Raw genomic sequence first — 17,944 nt, 5'->3', positions numbered from 1 at the left:
AATCTCAGTTAGGATGAAATAAATTTTTGTCCTAACGTATACGAATGAAAATTCTTGAAAAAGCCACCTACAATAATAAAGATTTTAAGGTCCATTCTCGCGAATCCCTTTATCAAGGATTCATTCGTATAGAGAAAGTGAGCATCACACATCGTTTATTTGGTGAGAATACTTATACCCCAACAATTCATCGTGAATTAGTGCATCGTAAAGAAGCTGCTGGTGTACTCATCTACAATGATGCGCTCAAGCGCTTTGCACTGATTGAACAATTCCGAATTGGTGCAATCGATGATCCTATCTCCCCATGGCAACTAGAAATCATTGCAGGCGTATTAGATGGCGATGAATCACCTGAAACATGTATTCAGCGTGAGAGTTTAGAAGAATCTGGTTGTGAAATTCGTAATCTGGAACATTTATTTACCTTCTACCCTTCTGCTGGTGCGTGCGATGAAGTTTTTCATTTGTATGTTGCAGAAGCAGATCTTCCTGAGCAAGGCGGTATTCATGGTATGCCAGATGAAGGTGAGAATATCCAACTGCATATCTTAGCTTATTCAGATCTTGAACCATTATTGGCATCCAAACGATTGTGTAATGCACCTGTCATCATGGCTCTGCAATGGCTCAAACAGCACATTGCTACTACCTCTATAGCGCTGAGGTAATTTATGACGCCTTTAATCAAACAGAATAAAAATGATCAGCTCATTATCCAAATTACCGATACCCATCTCATGGATCATCCTGACACGCCGTTTGTTCAGATAAATCCTGAACAAAGTTTTCATGCAGTGATCAATGATATTTTAAATCGCTATCAAGACATTGATGCGATTATTCATACAGGTGACTTGGCACAGGTACCACATGAGGCAACTTATCAGCGATATTTGAGTTTCATGAAAAATTTGAATATTCCGTTTTATCAAATTCCAGGCAATCATGATGATGCCGAATATTTTCCTTTTGCAGCGCCTGATCCTATACCGGCCGTGTTAACTTTCGGAACGTGGAAAATCGTCCTATTAAATAGTGCTGTGCCCCACAAAGTAGATGGTTGGATTAAAGCAGAACAATTGAATCATTTATCAATGATTCTTCAGGAAACACAGCAGCACCCAGTCATTTTGGCGTGTCATCATCACCCACTTGAAATGAATTCCAAGTGGATTGATCGACACATCTTAAAAAATTCAGATCAATTGACACAGATCATGGCAGAATATCAACACATTCAAGCAGTGATCTTTGGACATGTGCACCAAGATTCGTTGAATGTCTGGAAAAATATTCAATTTTTATCAACGCCTTCTACCTCTGTTCAGTTTAAACCAAAGACTGAAGATTTTGCCTTTGATGACCTTGCACCAGGCTATCGCAGCCTGCTATTGAAAGCTGATGGTAGCTTTGAAACACGTGTTCATCGCCTACAAAATTTTGCGCAAAATATTAATAAAGAAATTTCAGGTTATTAGCTTTTCTTTTAAAGTGTTTTGGATTAAGTTATCTGTCCGAATGGAATCTGAACAGTCCAAAACAGATATTCATAGCTTTCATCTTTGATAAAAAATCTATATGATGACGCCCCCGATAGCAACAATCTATCGGAAGCGATAAAAACACTTGCATATCACCATATTTTTTGCGTACGCAAACACGCATATGATGAGGAATGCCCTTTATGGCGAATGACAACCAAAATCAAGTCTTGGAAGAAAACAACGTAGTTGCTGAAAAAGTAAAACGCGTGCGTAAGACCAAGCCAAAGACTTCCGAAGGCGGTACTACAGCGAGTCTATTTGGCATCGAGCCTTATCAGCCGAAAAAAAATGAAGAATACATGTCTGAAGGTCAACTTGAGCATTTCCGTCAAATTTTATTGGCATGGAAAGACGAGTTAATGTCAGAAGTGGATCGAACATTAAATACAATGCAAGATGAAAATACTGCATTGCCTGATGTAAATGACCGTGCAACGCAAGAAGAAGAGTTTGCGATTGAGCTTCGTACTCGTGACCGTGAACGCAAGTTAATTCGCAAAATTGAACAATCTATCGAAGCAATCAAAAATGATGACTATGGTTTCTGTGAAACCTGTGGGATCGAAATTGGCTTACGTCGTTTAGAGGCTCGTCCAACAGCGACGCTTTGCATTGATTGCAAAACTTTAGCTGAAATTAAAGAGAAACAAAATAACGGTTAATCATGTTATTTAATAATCCTTCCCTAACCCCTCCTTTGATAAAGGAGGGGGACAACAGGATGGCTTATGTAGGTCGGTTTGCGCCATCGCCAACCGGCCCTCTTCATTTTGGATCACTCATTACAGCTGTTGCAAGCTATTGTGAAGCAAGATCTCATGCAGGCAAATGGGTTGTACGAATTGAAGATACAGACATCCCTCGCATATATCCTGGTAGTGAAGAACATATCTTGTCATGTATTGAAGCTTTCGGTTTCGAGTTTGATGACGAAATTATCTTTCAAAAAGACCGTTTAAACATCTATGAATCTGTCTTAAATGATCTTCAGCAACGTGACCTCACCTATGCCTGCCAATGTACACGCAAAATCTTAGGCTCTAATCATATCTATAGCGCTACTTGCCGCGATTTAAAACTACCACACGATCAACAAGCCATTCGGGTTAAAACATCAGACGAGTTGATTTGTTTTGAGGATCTTTTACAAGGTCAGCATTGCTCTAATTTGACCAATGAATTAGGAGATTTTATTCTTAAACGTCGCGACGGTATTATTAATTATCAGCTCGCCGTGGTTGTGGATGATTATCTACAAGGAATGACTCATGTTGTGCGTGGTGCTGATTTGCTAGATAACACTGAACGACAAATTTGGTTAGGGCGATTATTGGGCTACCCTGAACTTCAGTATATGCATTTGCCCCTAGCAATGAATAAAGATGGTACAAAGCTTTCTAAGCAAAATTTAGCTGTAGCACTTGATCTCACCCAAGCCCCCCAACTCTTGAACAAAGCTATTCACGCATTAGGACAAGATCCAGTTGATCTAGATCAACCAAATCGCATGCTTCTACAGGCAATTCAACAATGGGATCGTAAGAAAATTCCAGTTGGCACCACCATACAAGGTGTTTTTGAATAGTGTCCATACAGAATCATGCTTGTTATTCAGCTGAAAATGTTTTTGAATTCCATTTAGATAGATTAATCAGGAGTTCATTATGTTTTTTATTTTTGGGGTAGGACCTAAAACCATCAAAACGGAAAAAGGGCAATTTCTATGCCCAGTCTGTCGTACATATAGCAATTATGAAATTAAACAACAACGCAATTATTTTTCTTTATTTTTTATTCCATTGATTCCACTATCAAAACCCAAATCTGGTCAAGTCACCTGTTTAAACTGTGGCACACATATGCCAACAATGGTGTTGCAGCAAAATAGTACTCCACCATCATCAGATTTGAATGCTTAAGATACAATCGTGTATTTTAAAAACTAGATACTTCCTTGGCCTGATTCTTTTCTTGGGTTGTTGCTTCAATTTTCAGCATTAAACTGACCATGACAGCACACATAATCAGAGATGAACCACCATAACTAATAAATGGTAAAGTTAAACCTTTAGTTGGGAGCAGCCCCATATTCATGCCAGCATTTACCATAATTTGCAGAACAAAAATAATGCTAATCCCGTAAGCCAAATAACCCGCTCTCAAAAATTGATGCTGAATGGCACGATGCCCTATTCGAATACACGCACCCACCATAAGAAATGACAGTGCGAGAACAACCGTAATGCCCATGAAACCGAACTCTTCTGCCAAAATAGCCAACATAAAGTCCGTATGCGCCTCAGGTAGATAAGACATTTTTTGAATACTATGGCCTAAGCCTACCCCTAACCATTCACCACGTCCAAAGGCCATAAGCGCATTTGAAAGCTGATAACCAGAACCTAAAGGATCTGCCCATGGATTGGTAAAAGACATTAAACGCTCGAAACGATAAGGCTCGAACACAACCAGCACTACAAATGCCATGATAATGGCACCCAATGCAATACCAAACTGGATTAGTGGCGCACCTGCAAGAAAGAACACCCCTAACATCGTTAAGGCAACCACTACCGTTGCACCTAAGTCAGGTTCAGCAATAATCAAACCAACTGTACATAGCATTACTGTTGCTAATCGTGCCAGCCCTTTCACATTATTCCGCACTTCTTCTGCCCGACGGACAACATAATCTGCAGTAAAAATAGCCATCATCACTTTCGCAGCTTCAGTAGGCTGGAAGGTAAATCCTGCGATTCGAATCCAACGCGTCGAACCGTTCACTTCCGAACCGACTAATAACACCGCGACAAGCAATGCCATAGTCATCATCCATAACGGAAATGTGTTATTAAACCAGGTATTTAACGAAACACGATAAACCAAAATTGCTGCGACAAACGCAACCACGATGGATATGGCATGGCGGATGACATAGTGGAATGGATTTTCATGCAATCTTTCTGCGTAAGGCATAGAAGCTGAACCAACCATCACCGTTCCAATACAGAGCAGTGCAATCACACAAAAAATTAGAACATTCCTTGATGTAATTTCACTTGGAATACGTGGTAACCAACGTTGGTAAATTTTATTCACTTTATCAATCGTTGTCTGAGCTGACTCAGCCATATCTTCGTCCTTATTGTTCTTCGTGCAGCGCATTCACACAAGCAACAAATTGATGTCCGCGTTGTGGATAGCCTGTAAACATATCAAAACTTGCACATGCTGGCGAAAGCAATACCACATCATGTTGCTGTGTATTTGCTTGGCATAATTTTACGGCTTCTTCTAATGATGTAGCGTGAAGAATTGTGGTTGTGCCTTGAATTGCTTGTTCAATCACTGGCGCATCTTCACCAATGAGTACCGCGAGTTTTGCAAATTCCGTTAATGATTTTCTTAAAGCATTAAAATCTTGCCCTTTACCTTGACCACCTAAAATGATGGCAACTTTAGCTTTCTGTACTGCGATCGCCGCACCTAAGCCGTCTAATGCTGCTAAGGTTGCCCCAATATTTGTACCTTTTGAGTCGTTATAATAACGAACACCTTGCACTTCTTTGACAAATTCGCAGCGATGTTCCAACCCCTTGAAGGTTTTCAAAGTTTCGAGCATGACCTCTAATGGTAGACCTATCGCTTCACCTAAAGCTAAACACGCAAGTGCATTTGCGACATTGTGTGTCCCTTGAATATACATCTCAGAACTTTTCAATAAACGTTCACGCCCCCTTGCTAGCCACATCGTGCCATCAGTATCTCTGAGTACACCATATTGATTCATATCTGGTGCATTGAGCCCAAAACTCTGCATTGGCGTTGCATCAGGTACTAAAGGACGTGTCAAAGAGTCATCCCGATTGAAGACCACTTTCTTGACACCTTGAAAAATACGATGTTTGGCAGTGTGATATCCCATCATATCGCCATGACGATCGAGATGGTCTTCGCTCATATTTAAGACGACAGCAACTTCAGCATTTAAGTTCGATGTAGTTTCTAATTGGAAACTGGATAGTTCTAAGATATATAGCTCTGGATCATCTTTGGTTAAATCTAAGGCTGGACGTCCTAAATTCCCCCCTACAGCAACTTTTTTGCCTGCATATTTCGCCATTAAGCCGATCAAGGTGGTCACTGTACTTTTTGCATTAGAACCTGTTATTGCAACAATAGGCTTTTCAGTCGCACGTCGTAAAATTTGAATTTCACTGACAACAGGAATGCCTTGTGCAAGTGCTGTTTGAATCACTGGCAGTTTAGGATCAAGCCCTGGACTGATAATAATTTCCTCAGCAGACAACAACATTTCTTCGTCAAATTTCCCAAAGCTAGTTTGGACTTCAGGTGGAATTTGATCATGTCCAGGTGGAGAGGTCCTCGAATCTGTTACTGCAACGTGATAGCCTTTTTCATGTAGAAAATTTACCGCAGCAACACCCGAAATTCCGAGTCCTGCGACAACTTTTAATCCACCACGCTGTATTAACATTTCTGCCCCATATTTTAGTCTAATTAGAAACTGCCAAAATGTTAGCACTTTGCTGCTTTGAATGCTTTTTTTGATTTCATAATCTTGACATTATTTTGTGTCCATGCGTAAAAAAACCGCCAATTTAGGCGGTTTTTTTATTGAAGTAAACTACTTCCATTTCACAGCTTGAGGGTTTAACTTGGGTGTTTCCTTGTCTGAAACAGGACAAGCGCAATTTCCGCCACATCCAGCAGTCATTTTGGGTTTAAGCCACTTTGATAGTGCCTTCCACCCTTTTCTTTCCGTGGCATCTGACAATTTCATAAAGACTGAATTTGACGTCTGTGGAAAAACCTTTTTGAATACGACCAATGCACTCCAAAGGACCAATGCCGTAATAATTAGAATTTCAATCATCTCAGTCTCCTCAACTCTTCAGATTTAAGCTAACACGCTGGTCGCGACTTGATAGGTCAAGAACGACATAAAGTACGCTAAACCAAATAAATAGACGGTCATCAAGCCAACTGTCTTCCAAGAACCTGTTTCGCGTTTCACTGTCGCTAATGTCGCCAAACAATGTGGTGCATAAATGAACCAGACCAAAAGTGATAATCCTGTTGCTAAAGACCAGCCCAAATCCCCACCACTACTAATCAGTGATGCCAAGCCTTCCGACATCGCATCCTCATCAACAGCAGACAAAGCATACACCGTGCCTAAAGCAGCAACGACAACTTCACGCGCAGCCATGGCTGGAATTAAGGCAATACAGATCTGCCAATTAAAGCCTAATGGCGCAAAGATTGGTTGCATCAAATGACCTAACATCCCCGCAAATGAATAATCAATCGCAGGTAAGGTTGCACCTTCTGGTGGTTGTGGGAATGTGCACAAGAACCACAACAAAATAGAAAGCGCAAAGATGATTCCACCGACTCGCTTCAAAAAGATTTTTGCTCGATCAAGCAAGCCAATCCACACGTTTTTCAAATCTGGAAAACGATAGCTTGGAAGTTCCATCAATAACATATGTTGAGATTTATCTTTTTGGAAAAACTTCAACACAAACGATACGATCAGTGCACTCACAATCCCTGCCATATATAGACCGAACAGCACTAAACCTTGAAGGTTAAATAGTCCCCAAACCGTTTGAGAAGGCACAAAAGCTGCAATCAACAACGCATAGACGGGTAAACGAGCTGAACAAGTCATCAATGGCGCAACAAAGATCGTGGTCAAACGGTCTCTTGGATCACTAATAGTCCGTGATGCCATGATTCCAGGAATTGCACACGCAAAACTCGACAGTAATGGAATAAATGCACGTCCCGAAAGACCTGCTTTATACATCAACTTATCAAGTAAGAATGCCGCTCGGGGTAAATAACCTGATTCTTCAAGCACCAAGATAAAGAAGAATAAGATGAGAATCTGAGGCAAAAAGACAACTACACCACCTGCACCCGCGATAATTCCATCAACCACTAAACTATTGAGTAATGGATGTGCAATATTCTCACCAACGACTTCACCCAACCAGCCAAAGAACGTCTCAATACCATCCATGAAGGGTGCCGCCCAAGCAAAAACTGCTTGGAAAATGATGAACATCATCACCGCTAAACTGAATAGACCAAGTACTGGGTGCAGAAAGATTTTATCGAGAAAAACTGAACGTTTATCATCAAATTCAACAAATTGAACGGCATCTTTGACAATCGCTTCAACTTTGTCGTGATCAGATCCTTTCAAACCTGTCAGCTCAGTTTGAGGAACAGCATATTTGCCATGATCTAGCGCATTCATCAGGTTTTCAATACCTGAGCGACGCACAGCAACCGTTTCTACAACTGGAATGCCTAAGCGCTCAGAAAGCTTTTGGGTATTTATTTGCATTCCACGACGACGAGCTTCATCCATCATGTTAAGTACGAGTAGCATTGGACGACCCAATTGGATCAACTCCAAAACTAAACCAAGGTGCAACTTCAGATTGGTTGCATCAACAACGCATAAAAATGCATCTTGATGACCTTCTTCCGCAATTTTCCCATAAACAACATCACGGGTGATTTCTTCATCTGGACTAGTTGCGTCTAAACTATACGTTCCTGGCAAGTCTAAAACACGAACCGCTTTACCTGAGTTTAGCGTGAAGTGACCAATTTTTCGCTCAACGGTTACACCTGCATAGTTACCTACTTTTTGGCGTGTTCCAGTCAAATGATTGAATAATGAAGTTTTACCACAGTTAGGATTACCAACAAGGGCAACACGCAACGCATCGCTCATGCCGACACTCCTTCTATTTCAATTTTTTGTGCTTCATTTTTTCTTAAGGCAAAGCGAGTAAAACCCACTTGAATGAGAATTGGATCGCCGCCAAACAGTCCTTTCGTAATGACTTGTACTTTAGTTCCGGCAACAAATCCTAGCGTTTCTAAACGACTTGCCACCATATCTGTAGAAGTACCATCTACAGTGCGATGCACTTGCGTAATGATGGCAGATTGTTTGACTTTCAAATCAGATAAACGCACCGTACCTAACCCTAAAAAATTTTGAACAGTATACATACAAATGAGAATTATTACCGCATTCTCATCAAGAATGATTCGCATCTTCTTATAACACATCGACATGCATAGAAAATTACACTACATTAGATAATCTCAATTAAATCAATCGAATTTCTCAATCGAATATCCCTATGATTAATAAGAAACCTCGAATTCCAGCCCCCATCCAAATTCCAGAACAACTTTCGTTCTTACACGGATTTCGAGATTATTTAATCGCTCAGTCTGTTAGTCCGCACACCCGAAATGCCTATCTCACAGATTTAGTCCAATGCAGTACTCTGTTAACCAGCCCCATGAACTTATGGTCACATGATGATATTTCAGATGTACTGATTGAGCTCACCAAACAAGGAAAAAGTCCTCGATCAATTGCTCGCACTTTATCGGCACTTCGGTCTTTCTATAAATTTTTAAGAGAGCAAAATTTAAGAACAGATAATCCTATAGCCGCACACAAAACACCCAAGTTAGGACGAGCGTTACCTAAAGATTTATCTGAGCAAGATGTTGAATCACTCATTCAAGCACCAGATACAAACACAGCGTTAGGCTTGCGTGATCGCACGATGCTTGAAGTCCTTTATGCTTGTGGTTTACGCGTGAGCGAACTGATTAATTTAAGAATAGATCACATCAATCTCAATCAGGGTTTTTTGCGAATCTTGGGCAAGGGAAATAAAGAACGTTTAGTTCCTTTGGGGCAAATTGCTGTGGAATGGATTGAAAAATATTTAGCAGAAGCTCGTCCACAACTCTATAAAAGTGCTACAGATTACTTATTTCTGACCCAACATGGCGGGATTATGAGCCGTCAAAACTTTTGGTATGCCATCAAACGTTATGCCCTCCAAGCAGGTATAGCGACAGAGCTATCCCCCCATACATTAAGACATGCTTTTGCAACTCACCTGCTCAATCACGGTGCAGATCTCCGAGTGGTACAAATGCTCCTCGGGCATAGTGATTTATCGACAACACAAATTTATACGCATGTTGCACAAATTCGCATGCAACAACTTCATGCTCAGCATCATCCCCGTGGCTAAGTCATCGATCTGAATTTTGTAGCACTGAGCTATAATTTACGATTTGAGAATATTTTTTGTTATGCTTAGCGCAGTAAAAATAATGCTGAAAACTTTAAAAGGGTTGTTTATGTTATTTACCCGTTCGAAAATTTTATTCGCTTCTACCCTTGCAACGACGCTTTTTATGAGTGCATGCTCCAAATCTGAAGACACACAAAAATCAGATGGTACTTTAACGGCAACTGCTCCAGCAACCGGCCAAGCATCAAATTTAACTGAGCGAAATGCGCAACAACGCTTGATTCAAAAGTTAGAGAAAAATTTTAAAACCGCAAATATCAATGCCAAAATTATCGACATTAAACCAACCGAAGTACCAAATCTTTACTGGGTCAATTTAGAGGGTATGACTGCGGTATACACTACTGCAGATGGTCAATATATTTTCCAAGGTGATTTACTACGTTTAGGTAATAAAAAAGTTGAAGATATTGGACAATCCTTCCAGTCGGCATTGAGTAAAGGGTTACTAAGCCAGTTAAAAGCTGAAGATCTCATTATTTATCCAGCTAAATCTAAAACCAAACATATCGTTTACGTTTTTACAGATATCAGCTGCCCTTACTGCCATAAATTGCATGAACATATGGATGAAATCAATTCTAAAGGAATTGAAGTTCGTTATATCGCGTGGCCACGTGGAGAACAGTATTTCCCAGCAATGGAAAGTGTCTGGTGTAGTAAAGATCGTAAAACTGCATTTGATCAAGCTATTGCAGGTCAACAATTAAACAATACCAACTGTGAAAATCCTGTTAAAGATCAGTACCAAATGGGTTTAAAAATGGGTGTAAATGGAACGCCTGCAATTTACAGCTCAGAAGGTGTTTATCTTGGTGGATACATGACAGCAGATGAAATACTACGTAGCTTAAATAACTAATATTTATGAGATAAATTACTGCTTTTTATACATCAATATTTAACTCGATTGACCCTAGAGTCTGCCTCTTTTTTTAGCTATGATCTAGGTTCAATAAAATTTTACATATTTTTTGGAGTGTGACGTGAAACCAGTTCGTCTGGCAATACTCGGTCTAGGAACCGTAGGTGGTGGTGCCCTTAAACTATTACAAGAAAACGCTGCTGAAATTAGACGTCGCACCGGTCGTGAAATTCAAATTACTTATGTGGGTACTCGTCGCCCTCGCCCAGATTTAAATCTTCCAGACTCAGTTAAACAAAGTGCCGACCTTCTTGATATCGTTCGTCAACCTGATGTTGATGTTGTTGTTGAAGTCATGGGTGGTATTCACCCTGCTTATGAAGTCATCAAAGAAGCAATTGTTCATGGCAAACAAGTTGTCACTGCAAATAAGGCGCTTTTAGCTGAACATGGTAACGAATTATTTAAACTTGCTGAAGACAATGCTGTGCAGATCGCCTATGAAGCAGCTGTTGCTGGCGGTATTCCAATTATCAAAGTAATTCGTGAAGGCTTAGCTGCCAATAAAATCGAATGGCTTGCAGGCATCATTAATGGCACAGGCAACTTTATCCTAAGTGAAATGCGTGAAAAAGGGCGTGCTTTTGCGGACGTTCTGAAAGAAGCGCAAGAACTAGGCTATGCTGAAGCAGATCCAACCTTTGATGTAGAAGGGATTGATGCTGCTCACAAGTTAACCATTCTTGCTTCTTGTGCATTTGGTATTCCACTTCAATTTGATAAAGTTTTTACTGAAGGAATTGGTAAAGTTACTGCACAAGATGTGAAGTATGCTGAAGATCTTGGCTTCCGTATTAAGCATTTAGGTATTGCACGTCGTGCAGAAAAAGGCATTGAATTACGTGTTCACCCAACGCTCATTCCAGATGATCAGTTGATCGCAAATGTAAACGGCGTTAAAAATGCTGTTCTCGTACAAGCGAACGCAGTCGGCCCAACTTTATATTATGGTGCTGGTGCTGGTGCTGGTCCAACTGCTTCTGCCGTAGTCGCTGACGTTGTCGATATCGTTCGTGACATTTCTTATACTGAAGACGGTGCTGGAACTATTCCACAATTAGCATTTGAAGCACTCACAGACTTACCAATTCTAAGTCGTGAAGAAATGACAACGGGTTACTACATCCGCATTAATGCTGAAGATCAAACAGGTGTACTTGCTGAAGTTACTACGATCTTGAGTCGTGCAGGAATCAGTATTGATGCCATTATGCAGCAACCTCGCTTAAAAGACCTTATTCCTATCGTGATTCTGACAGATCCTATTGTTGAATCAAAAATGGATGAAGCGCTTTCACAAATTCAAGCATTACCCGTCATCCATGGCGAAATTGTACGAATTCGTTTAGAATCGCTTGATAATTAATCATCTCGGGTAGAGGGTACTGCTGCCCTCTCCAGCTCTACACACAATTGGAACATCATCATGTCTAATGCCAATCGTTACACTGGTTTAGTTGACCGTTATCGCGACCGTTTACCAGTGTCTGCAACTACTCGTGCAATCTCCCTAGGCGAAGGTAATACACCACTGATTAAGCTTGCGAATATTCCACGTTTAATTGGCAAAAATGTTGAAATTTATGTGAAGTACGAAGGCTTAAACCCGACTGGTTCATTTAAAGACCGTGGTATGACCATGGCAGTCACTAAAGCGGTTGAAGAAGGCTCTAAAGCGATTATCTGTGCATCTACAGGTAATACCTCTGCTGCCGCTGCCGCTTATGCTGCTCGCGCTGGTATTAAAGCATTCGTTTTAATTCCAGAAGGCAAAATTGCAATGGGTAAAATGGCTCAAGCAATGATGTATGGTGCGATCACAATGCAAATTCGTGGTAACTTCGATGACGGTATGCGCCTTGTTAAAGAAGTTGCTGACCAAGCCCCTGTAACTATCGTAAACTCAATCAACCCTTACCGTTTGCAAGGCCAAAAAACGATTGCATACGAAATCGTTGATGAATTAGGTCGTGCACCTGACTATCACTGCTTACCAGTAGGCAACGCAGGTAACATCACTGCACACTGGATGGGTTATACAGAAGCTGTTGCAAACCAACCTGCGGATCAATTTGAGCAAGTAATTTATGATGCTGAAACTGATCAATTCACTGGTCCTAAACCTGAAGATTTACCGACGATGGTTGGCTATCAAGCTTCTGGCGCAGCACCATTCTTACGTGGTGCACCTGTTCAAAACCCTGAAACTGTTGCAACAGCAATCCGTATTGGTAACCCACAAAGCTGGAACCATGCGAAAGCGGTAGTACGTGACTCTCAAGGTTGGTTTGATGAATTAACAGATGCTGAAATCTTAGAAGCTCAACGTTTGCTTTCTATGTATGAAGGTGTATTTGTTGAGCCAGCTTCTGCAGCTTCGATTGGTGGTGCAATCCGCGATATTAAAGCGGGCAAAATTGCTGAAGGTTCAGTCATTGTTTGTACTGTAACAGGTAATGGTCTTAAAGATCCTGATACTGCTATCAAACAGTGTTCTGATGCAGTCATGCTTTCAATTGATGCAACGATGGATCAAGTACGCGATTCAATTTTGTCTAATATGTAAGATTGCATCATAAAAAACCCTGCAGATGCAGGGTTTTTTATTTATGGTCTAGATCGCACGTGGTAACTGACTGGTCCAACGCATTAAGCGAACAGCATCATCATTACGAGCTTGAGTATTGCTTGCTCCTAAAAGCACAACTACAGCTGGACGATTATTCAAAGTCGTATGCATCACCACACAACGCCCAGCCTCATTAATAAATCCCGTCTTTGAAATGTTAATATTCCAGCCACCGTTACGAACGAGAGAGTTCGTGTTGTTCGATTTCAACACACGATAACCGAGGTTAAAGTCATAGGTTGGCGTCGTAGAAAATTGACGAATAAGACCGTACTGTGATGCGGTACTCACCAAGATGCCCAAGTCCCGCGCAGAAGCAACATTGCGAGGATCTAGACCTGTAGACTCAGTAAATTTAGATGAATACATCCCTAAGGCACGTGCTTTATTATTCATAGCAGAGACGAAAGCCGCACGACCTCCTGGATATGTTCGAGCCAAAGCCGCAGCTGCAGGATTTTCAGATTTCATTAAAGCGAATAATAAGGCTTCAGCACGATTCATTGTGTCACCTACACGCAATGTCGAGCTTGAGTTTTTACCACCCGCACCTGCAAAATCAATGCTTTGCAGGGTAATATTTTCGGACATATTTAATTGTGCATCTGCAATCACTACAGCTGTCATTAACTTTGTAACAGACGCAATCGGTAGAGCAGTATTCGTGTTCTTACTAAATAAGACCTCACCTGTATTTGCATCCATGACCAATGCTGCACGCGCGTTCACTGAAGGTTGATTACTATAGCGACTATTATCAAGAACCTGTGTGGTTGGTGATGTTGAGGTCGCAGGACCTGTAGATTTACGAATTGTTGTTGTAATTGTGGTCGTTGCTTGAGGTGTATACTCTTCTGATGAGGAAGTAGAGGCTTTGACACTATCATTATTTAAGAATTGGCTCGCATCTTCAGATGACCAACTGATACTCGCCTGCCCCGGTACAGAATTAGCATGATTAATTAATTCTGCAAAGCTCAATGAGCTCATAGAGAGTAGTACTGATGTAGTCAGCACATGCATTAGCGTTAATTTCTGTTTTTTCACGATAACTTACTCATCTTACGGAGGCATTTTGCATCATTGCTAATCACCTCAAATATGACTTACATTTAGGTACAAACGTGATTAATATTAAACCACGTGATTATGCACAGTATTTTAGTAAAGATTAGGAATAGCATTGCTATTTTTGTTAGTCCAATGCAAGCAGTTTTTGCATCATGTAACAAAAAAGTAAGAATAGATTTCAGAGGAGGTGTTTGTGATCACGGTATTAGTGGTAGATGACCATGAGTTAGTTCGTACAGGTATTTGTCGTATGCTTGAAGATCAAGCAGATATTCAAGTCATTGGTCAAGCAGAGTCCGGTGAAGAAGCCATTAGTCTTGTTCGTCAACACCACCCTAATGTCGTCTTGCTCGATGTGAATATGCCTGGTATCGGTGGCGTAGAAACCACTCGACGTTTATTACAAACAGCGCCTGACACCAGAGTTCTCGCCGTCAGTGGTCTAGCGGAAGAACCCTATCCATCACTACTGTTAAAAGCGGGGGCTCGTGGTTATATCACGAAGGGAGCTCCAATCACAGAAATGGTGCGTGCAATCAATAAAGTCATGCAAGGTGGTAAATACTTCAGTGCAGATATTGCTGAACAGCTTGCGAGTTCTTATTTATCTGATACACAAACCTCTCCTTTTGACGCACTTTCTGAACGTGAAATGCAAGTCGCGATGATGGTTGTGAATTGTATTAGTGCCCAAGAAATTTCAGACAAACTCTTTGTTAGCGTAAAAACAGTGAATACCTACCGCTATCGTATATTTGAAAAATTAGGAATCGATAGTGATGTCAAACTGACTCATTTGGCAATTCGTTATGGTTTGATTAAGCCTTAATTTGATCTGAGTATTCCAATGACGTCTGCTGCTTCAATTTCTATTTACCAAACGATCTACCGTCTTGGAACGCTATATTCAAGTTATCGTGTCATTATCGCCCTAAGCTTAACGCTCATATTCCTACTGACGATTGATTCTGAACGTTATTTTTATCAATACGAATCAATCTATTTTTACGCTTTACTCCTTTATGTCGCAAGCAGCATTGTACAAACGATCGTTTTAAAATACTTACCACAAGCCATTTCTAAACAAATTATCACCTTATTTGCAGTTGACCTGCTCTTTCTAAATACCCTTACTTTTGCACTCGGTGGCCCCAATATCGCAATTGGGTTATTGTTTGTCATTTCCGTCTTTGCAGCAAATTTTTTACTCAGTAAAAACCAAGCCTTATTCATCACATTGGTTGCGGTGATTGGGGTCGTATATCAACAGTTTTTTGGTAGTTTGTTCTCCATTGAAAGTCTAAATAATATTGGTGACAGTGCCTTTCTTGCTTTTTTATTTTTTGTGGTTCATGGCATTGGTCAAGTATCAATACAACGGTTTCAAGTACTCGAATCGGTCAATACACATCAAGCTAACGAACTCTTTAAATTACAAAATATTAATCGTTATATTCTTGAGCAAATCGAAGTTGGTTATCTTGTCTTAGATGATCACTGTAAAATTATCGTCTGCAATCCTGCTGCTTGTTCTCTACTCGGTATTTCGCCACTCTATGCTCATGAACAATATAATCTTGCAAATTTTCAACCAGATCTCTATGAAATTCTCAAAAACACATTAGTTGCTCATGGAGAGCGCTTTCAATTTGAATCGCATCAATCATCCTATACGGTTGATATTCGCATTCAAAAACTGGTTACACCTCAACAAGCGCTCACGCTATTAATTTTGGAAGATGCGCAAAAGCTTAATCAGAAAGTTCAACAAATGAAATTAGCTTCTCTTGGTCAATTATCAGCCAGTATTGCACATGAAATACGTAATCCTTTAGCGGCAATCGTACAAGCTAATGAACTTAATGATGATTCGGATGAAGAACAAAAACGTATGCTCAATCAAATGATTGCCAAGCAAGCAAAACGTATTGATAAAATTGTCAAAGACACATTGGATATGGCAAAGAATAAAAAAACTGCTGGTGTACTAATTCATTTTGAACAGTTTATGCATGATCTTATTCACCAAGATTTAGCAGATATCAGTTCTCATATTCAATTACAGCTTGAAGCTAATCTTGAAGTTTATTTTGATGAAATCCAACTGCGACAAGTTCTGATTAATTTAATTCGTAATGCTATTCGTCATAATGATCCGACCGCAGAGTACATTTTTGTCAGAAGCAGTTGTTCAGAAAATCAAATTTTTATTGATGTTATCGATTTTGGCAAAGGCATCCAACAACATGATTTATCTCAATTATTTCAACCATTTTTTAGTACTGAAACCAATGGAACTGGTTTAGGATTATATTTATCACAAAGTATTTGTGAAGCTAACCAAGCAAAATTGAGTTATATCGAGCAAGAACAGCAAGGTGCATGTTTTCGTATTACATGCCATAAGACAGACGTTTAGATGGATAAGATCAGGTTATGGTAAAACAACAACCTTTAGTACTTTTAGTCGATGATGAACCTGATTTATGCATGTTGATGCAAATGACCCTTTCTCGGATGGGCATTAAAACGCATATGGCACATCATTTGAAACAAGCGCTACATTTTCTAAGCGAATATAAATACGATGCGTGTATCACCGATTTCAATTTACCGGATGGCAATGGCATCGATTTAGTTAAATACGTCACCCAGCACTATCCGAAGACGCCCATCGCGGTACTGACCGCCTATGCCAATATGGAGTTGGCAATCTCTGCTTTAAAAGCAGGCGCTTTCGATTTCGTTAGTAAGCCTATTAATCAACAGCATTTGCATCAATTGCTTAAGAAAGCATTACATACCCCTGCAGTGGATGATGATCTCAATCAGCTTCCACTTGAGGAACAACTGCTGATTGGTGTCTCAGAACAAACTCAACAGCTTCGTACAGCAATCAAAAAAATAGCTCGATCACAAGCACCCGTCTTTATTACAGGTGAATCAGGGACTGGTAAAGAAATCGTTGCGAATCTTATTCATCAACTCAGTAATCGTCATGATCATGCCTTTGTCGCGATCAATTGTGGTGCGATGAATGAAGACCTGATGGAAAGTGAATTATTTGGTCATATCAAAGGCAGTTTTGTGGGTGCTGACCAAGACAAACAAGGGTTAATTCAAACTGCTGATGGTGGAACATTATTTTTAGATGAAATTGCAGAGCTTTCACTCGCCATGCAAGCTAAATTGCTACGAGCAGTTCAAGAAAAGAAAATACGTCCGATTGGCAGTGATAAAGAGCTTGATGTTGATTTTAGAATTGTCAGTGCAAGCCATCAAAATCTTGAGCAATTGGTTCAGCAAGGCAAATTTAGACAAGATCTATTTTTTAGAATTCATGTGATGGATTTACGTCTTACCCCACTCCGCGATAGACCCAAAGATATTCCCGTTCTAGCTCAACATTTTATTGATAAAATCAGTAGTGAATGGCGTATTGAAGCCCCTCAACTATCTCAAGACGCGATACTATTCCTTCAACAACAACCATTTACGGGGAATGTACGCGAACTTAAAAATATCATCGAGCGTGCACTTACACTTTGCGATGATAAGCTCATAGCCGTCGAGCATGTTAAAAGCCCTTCATTAG

At 40.3% G+C, this 17,944-nt stretch carries 17 protein-coding genes and 1 pseudogene; 12 read left to right on the top strand and 6 right to left on the bottom strand.

Going from position 1 to position 17,944, the window contains the following annotated elements:
- Window positions 1-44 precede the first annotated feature (44 nt).
- The 5 genes from CL42_RS00955 (at window position 45) to CL42_RS00935 (ending at window position 3,466) form a co-directional block, all read left to right on the top strand.
- Window positions 45-671, top strand: coding sequence for an NUDIX domain-containing protein (locus CL42_RS00955; RefSeq protein ID WP_035263922.1), 627 nt, complete (start codon window positions 45-47; stop codon window positions 669-671).
- Between the two features lie 3 nt (window positions 672-674).
- The gene (gene cpdA, locus CL42_RS00950; RefSeq protein WP_035263920.1) at window positions 675-1,481 is read left to right on the top strand and encodes a 3',5'-cyclic-AMP phosphodiesterase; all 807 of its coding nucleotides are present in this window, start codon (window positions 675-677) and stop codon (window positions 1,479-1,481) included.
- 206 nt (window positions 1,482-1,687) lie between these two features.
- The gene (gene dksA, locus CL42_RS00945) at window positions 1,688-2,209 is read left to right on the top strand and encodes an RNA polymerase-binding protein DksA (protein ID WP_035263919.1); all 522 of its coding nucleotides are present in this window, start codon (window positions 1,688-1,690) and stop codon (window positions 2,207-2,209) included.
- 59 nt (window positions 2,210-2,268) lie between these two features.
- Window positions 2,269-3,132, top strand: a complete 864-nt coding sequence (gene gluQRS / locus CL42_RS00940) for a tRNA glutamyl-Q(34) synthetase GluQRS (protein ID WP_035263917.1) — start codon at window positions 2,269-2,271, stop codon at window positions 3,130-3,132.
- Window positions 3,133-3,211: 79 nt separating this feature from the next.
- Entirely contained in the window at window positions 3,212-3,466 is a 255-nt protein-coding gene (locus CL42_RS00935; RefSeq protein ID WP_035263916.1) for a zinc-ribbon domain-containing protein, read from the top strand.
- A 16-nt stretch (window positions 3,467-3,482) separates the two neighbouring features.
- Here the strand turns inward: CL42_RS00935 and ftsW are convergent, their stop codons facing one another.
- The 5 genes from ftsW to CL42_RS00910 form a co-directional block, all read right to left on the bottom strand.
- Entirely contained in the window at window positions 3,483-4,679 is a 1,197-nt protein-coding gene (gene ftsW, locus CL42_RS00930) for a putative lipid II flippase FtsW (RefSeq protein WP_035263915.1), read from the bottom strand.
- Window positions 4,680-4,689: 10 nt separating this feature from the next.
- Window positions 4,690-6,045: a UDP-N-acetylmuramoyl-L-alanine--D-glutamate ligase gene (gene murD / locus CL42_RS00925; protein ID WP_035263914.1), complete on the bottom strand. Its 1,356-nt coding sequence runs from the start codon at window positions 6,043-6,045 to the stop codon at window positions 4,690-4,692.
- A 150-nt stretch (window positions 6,046-6,195) separates the two neighbouring features.
- Window positions 6,196-6,444 (bottom strand): DUF6587 family protein, encoded by a 249-nt coding sequence (locus CL42_RS00920; protein WP_035263913.1) that lies wholly within the window; start codon window positions 6,442-6,444, stop codon window positions 6,196-6,198.
- A 24-nt stretch (window positions 6,445-6,468) separates the two neighbouring features.
- Window positions 6,469-8,325 carry a ferrous iron transport protein B gene (feoB, locus tag CL42_RS00915; RefSeq protein WP_035263911.1) on the bottom strand — a complete coding sequence of 619 codons (1,857 nt, stop codon included), beginning with the start codon at window positions 8,323-8,325 and terminating at the stop codon, window positions 6,469-6,471.
- Window positions 8,322-8,573 carry a FeoA family protein gene (locus tag CL42_RS00910; RefSeq protein WP_035264089.1) on the bottom strand — a complete coding sequence of 84 codons (252 nt, stop codon included), beginning with the start codon at window positions 8,571-8,573 and terminating at the stop codon, window positions 8,322-8,324. The genes feoB and CL42_RS00910 overlap by 4 nt, the downstream gene beginning before the upstream one ends.
- A 170-nt stretch (window positions 8,574-8,743) precedes the next feature.
- On the opposite strand from CL42_RS00910, the gene xerD reads away from it, so the two are divergent.
- The 4 genes from xerD (at window position 8,744) to thrC (ending at window position 13,215) form a co-directional block, all read left to right on the top strand.
- Window positions 8,744-9,661 (top strand): site-specific tyrosine recombinase XerD, encoded by a 918-nt coding sequence (gene xerD, locus CL42_RS00905; protein WP_035263908.1) that lies wholly within the window; start codon window positions 8,744-8,746, stop codon window positions 9,659-9,661.
- A 109-nt stretch (window positions 9,662-9,770) separates the two neighbouring features.
- Window positions 9,771-10,586, top strand: a complete 816-nt coding sequence (locus CL42_RS00900; protein WP_035264087.1) for a DsbC family protein — start codon at window positions 9,771-9,773, stop codon at window positions 10,584-10,586.
- A 124-nt stretch (window positions 10,587-10,710) separates the two neighbouring features.
- Window positions 10,711-12,015, top strand: a complete 1,305-nt coding sequence (locus CL42_RS00895) for a homoserine dehydrogenase (protein ID WP_035263907.1) — start codon at window positions 10,711-10,713, stop codon at window positions 12,013-12,015.
- A gap of 60 nt (window positions 12,016-12,075) precedes the next feature.
- Complete coding sequence (gene thrC, locus CL42_RS00890) at window positions 12,076-13,215, top strand: threonine synthase (protein WP_035263904.1); 1,140 nt, start codon at window positions 12,076-12,078, stop codon at window positions 13,213-13,215.
- Between the two features lie 48 nt (window positions 13,216-13,263).
- Here thrC and CL42_RS00885 read toward each other — a convergent pair whose 3' ends face one another.
- Window positions 13,264-14,325: a serine hydrolase gene (locus CL42_RS00885; RefSeq protein ID WP_155756934.1), complete on the bottom strand. Its 1,062-nt coding sequence runs from the start codon at window positions 14,323-14,325 to the stop codon at window positions 13,264-13,266.
- A 217-nt stretch (window positions 14,326-14,542) separates the two neighbouring features.
- On the opposite strand from CL42_RS00885, the gene CL42_RS00880 reads away from it, so the two are divergent.
- The 3 genes and pseudogenes from CL42_RS00880 to CL42_RS00870 form a co-directional block, all read left to right on the top strand.
- On the top strand, window positions 14,543-15,178 hold the full coding sequence (locus CL42_RS00880) for a response regulator (RefSeq protein ID WP_035263902.1): 636 nt from the start codon (window positions 14,543-14,545) through the stop codon (window positions 15,176-15,178).
- 18 nt (window positions 15,179-15,196) lie between these two features.
- A complete protein-coding gene (locus CL42_RS00875) occupies window positions 15,197-16,768 on the top strand; it encodes a sensor histidine kinase (RefSeq protein ID WP_035263899.1) in 1,572 nt (523 codons plus the stop codon).
- Between the two features lie 17 nt (window positions 16,769-16,785).
- Window positions 16,786-17,914: pseudogene (locus tag CL42_RS00870) on the top strand (sigma-54-dependent transcriptional regulator); the annotation flags it as partial.
- Window positions 17,915-17,944 lie beyond the last annotated feature (30 nt).

The organism is Acinetobacter sp. Ver3 (assembly GCF_000632455.1).
Classification (GTDB): Bacteria; Pseudomonadota; Gammaproteobacteria; order Pseudomonadales; family Moraxellaceae; genus Acinetobacter.
Note: the sequence above shows the minus strand (reverse complement) of the source record. Positions and strands in the feature narration are given on the sequence as shown.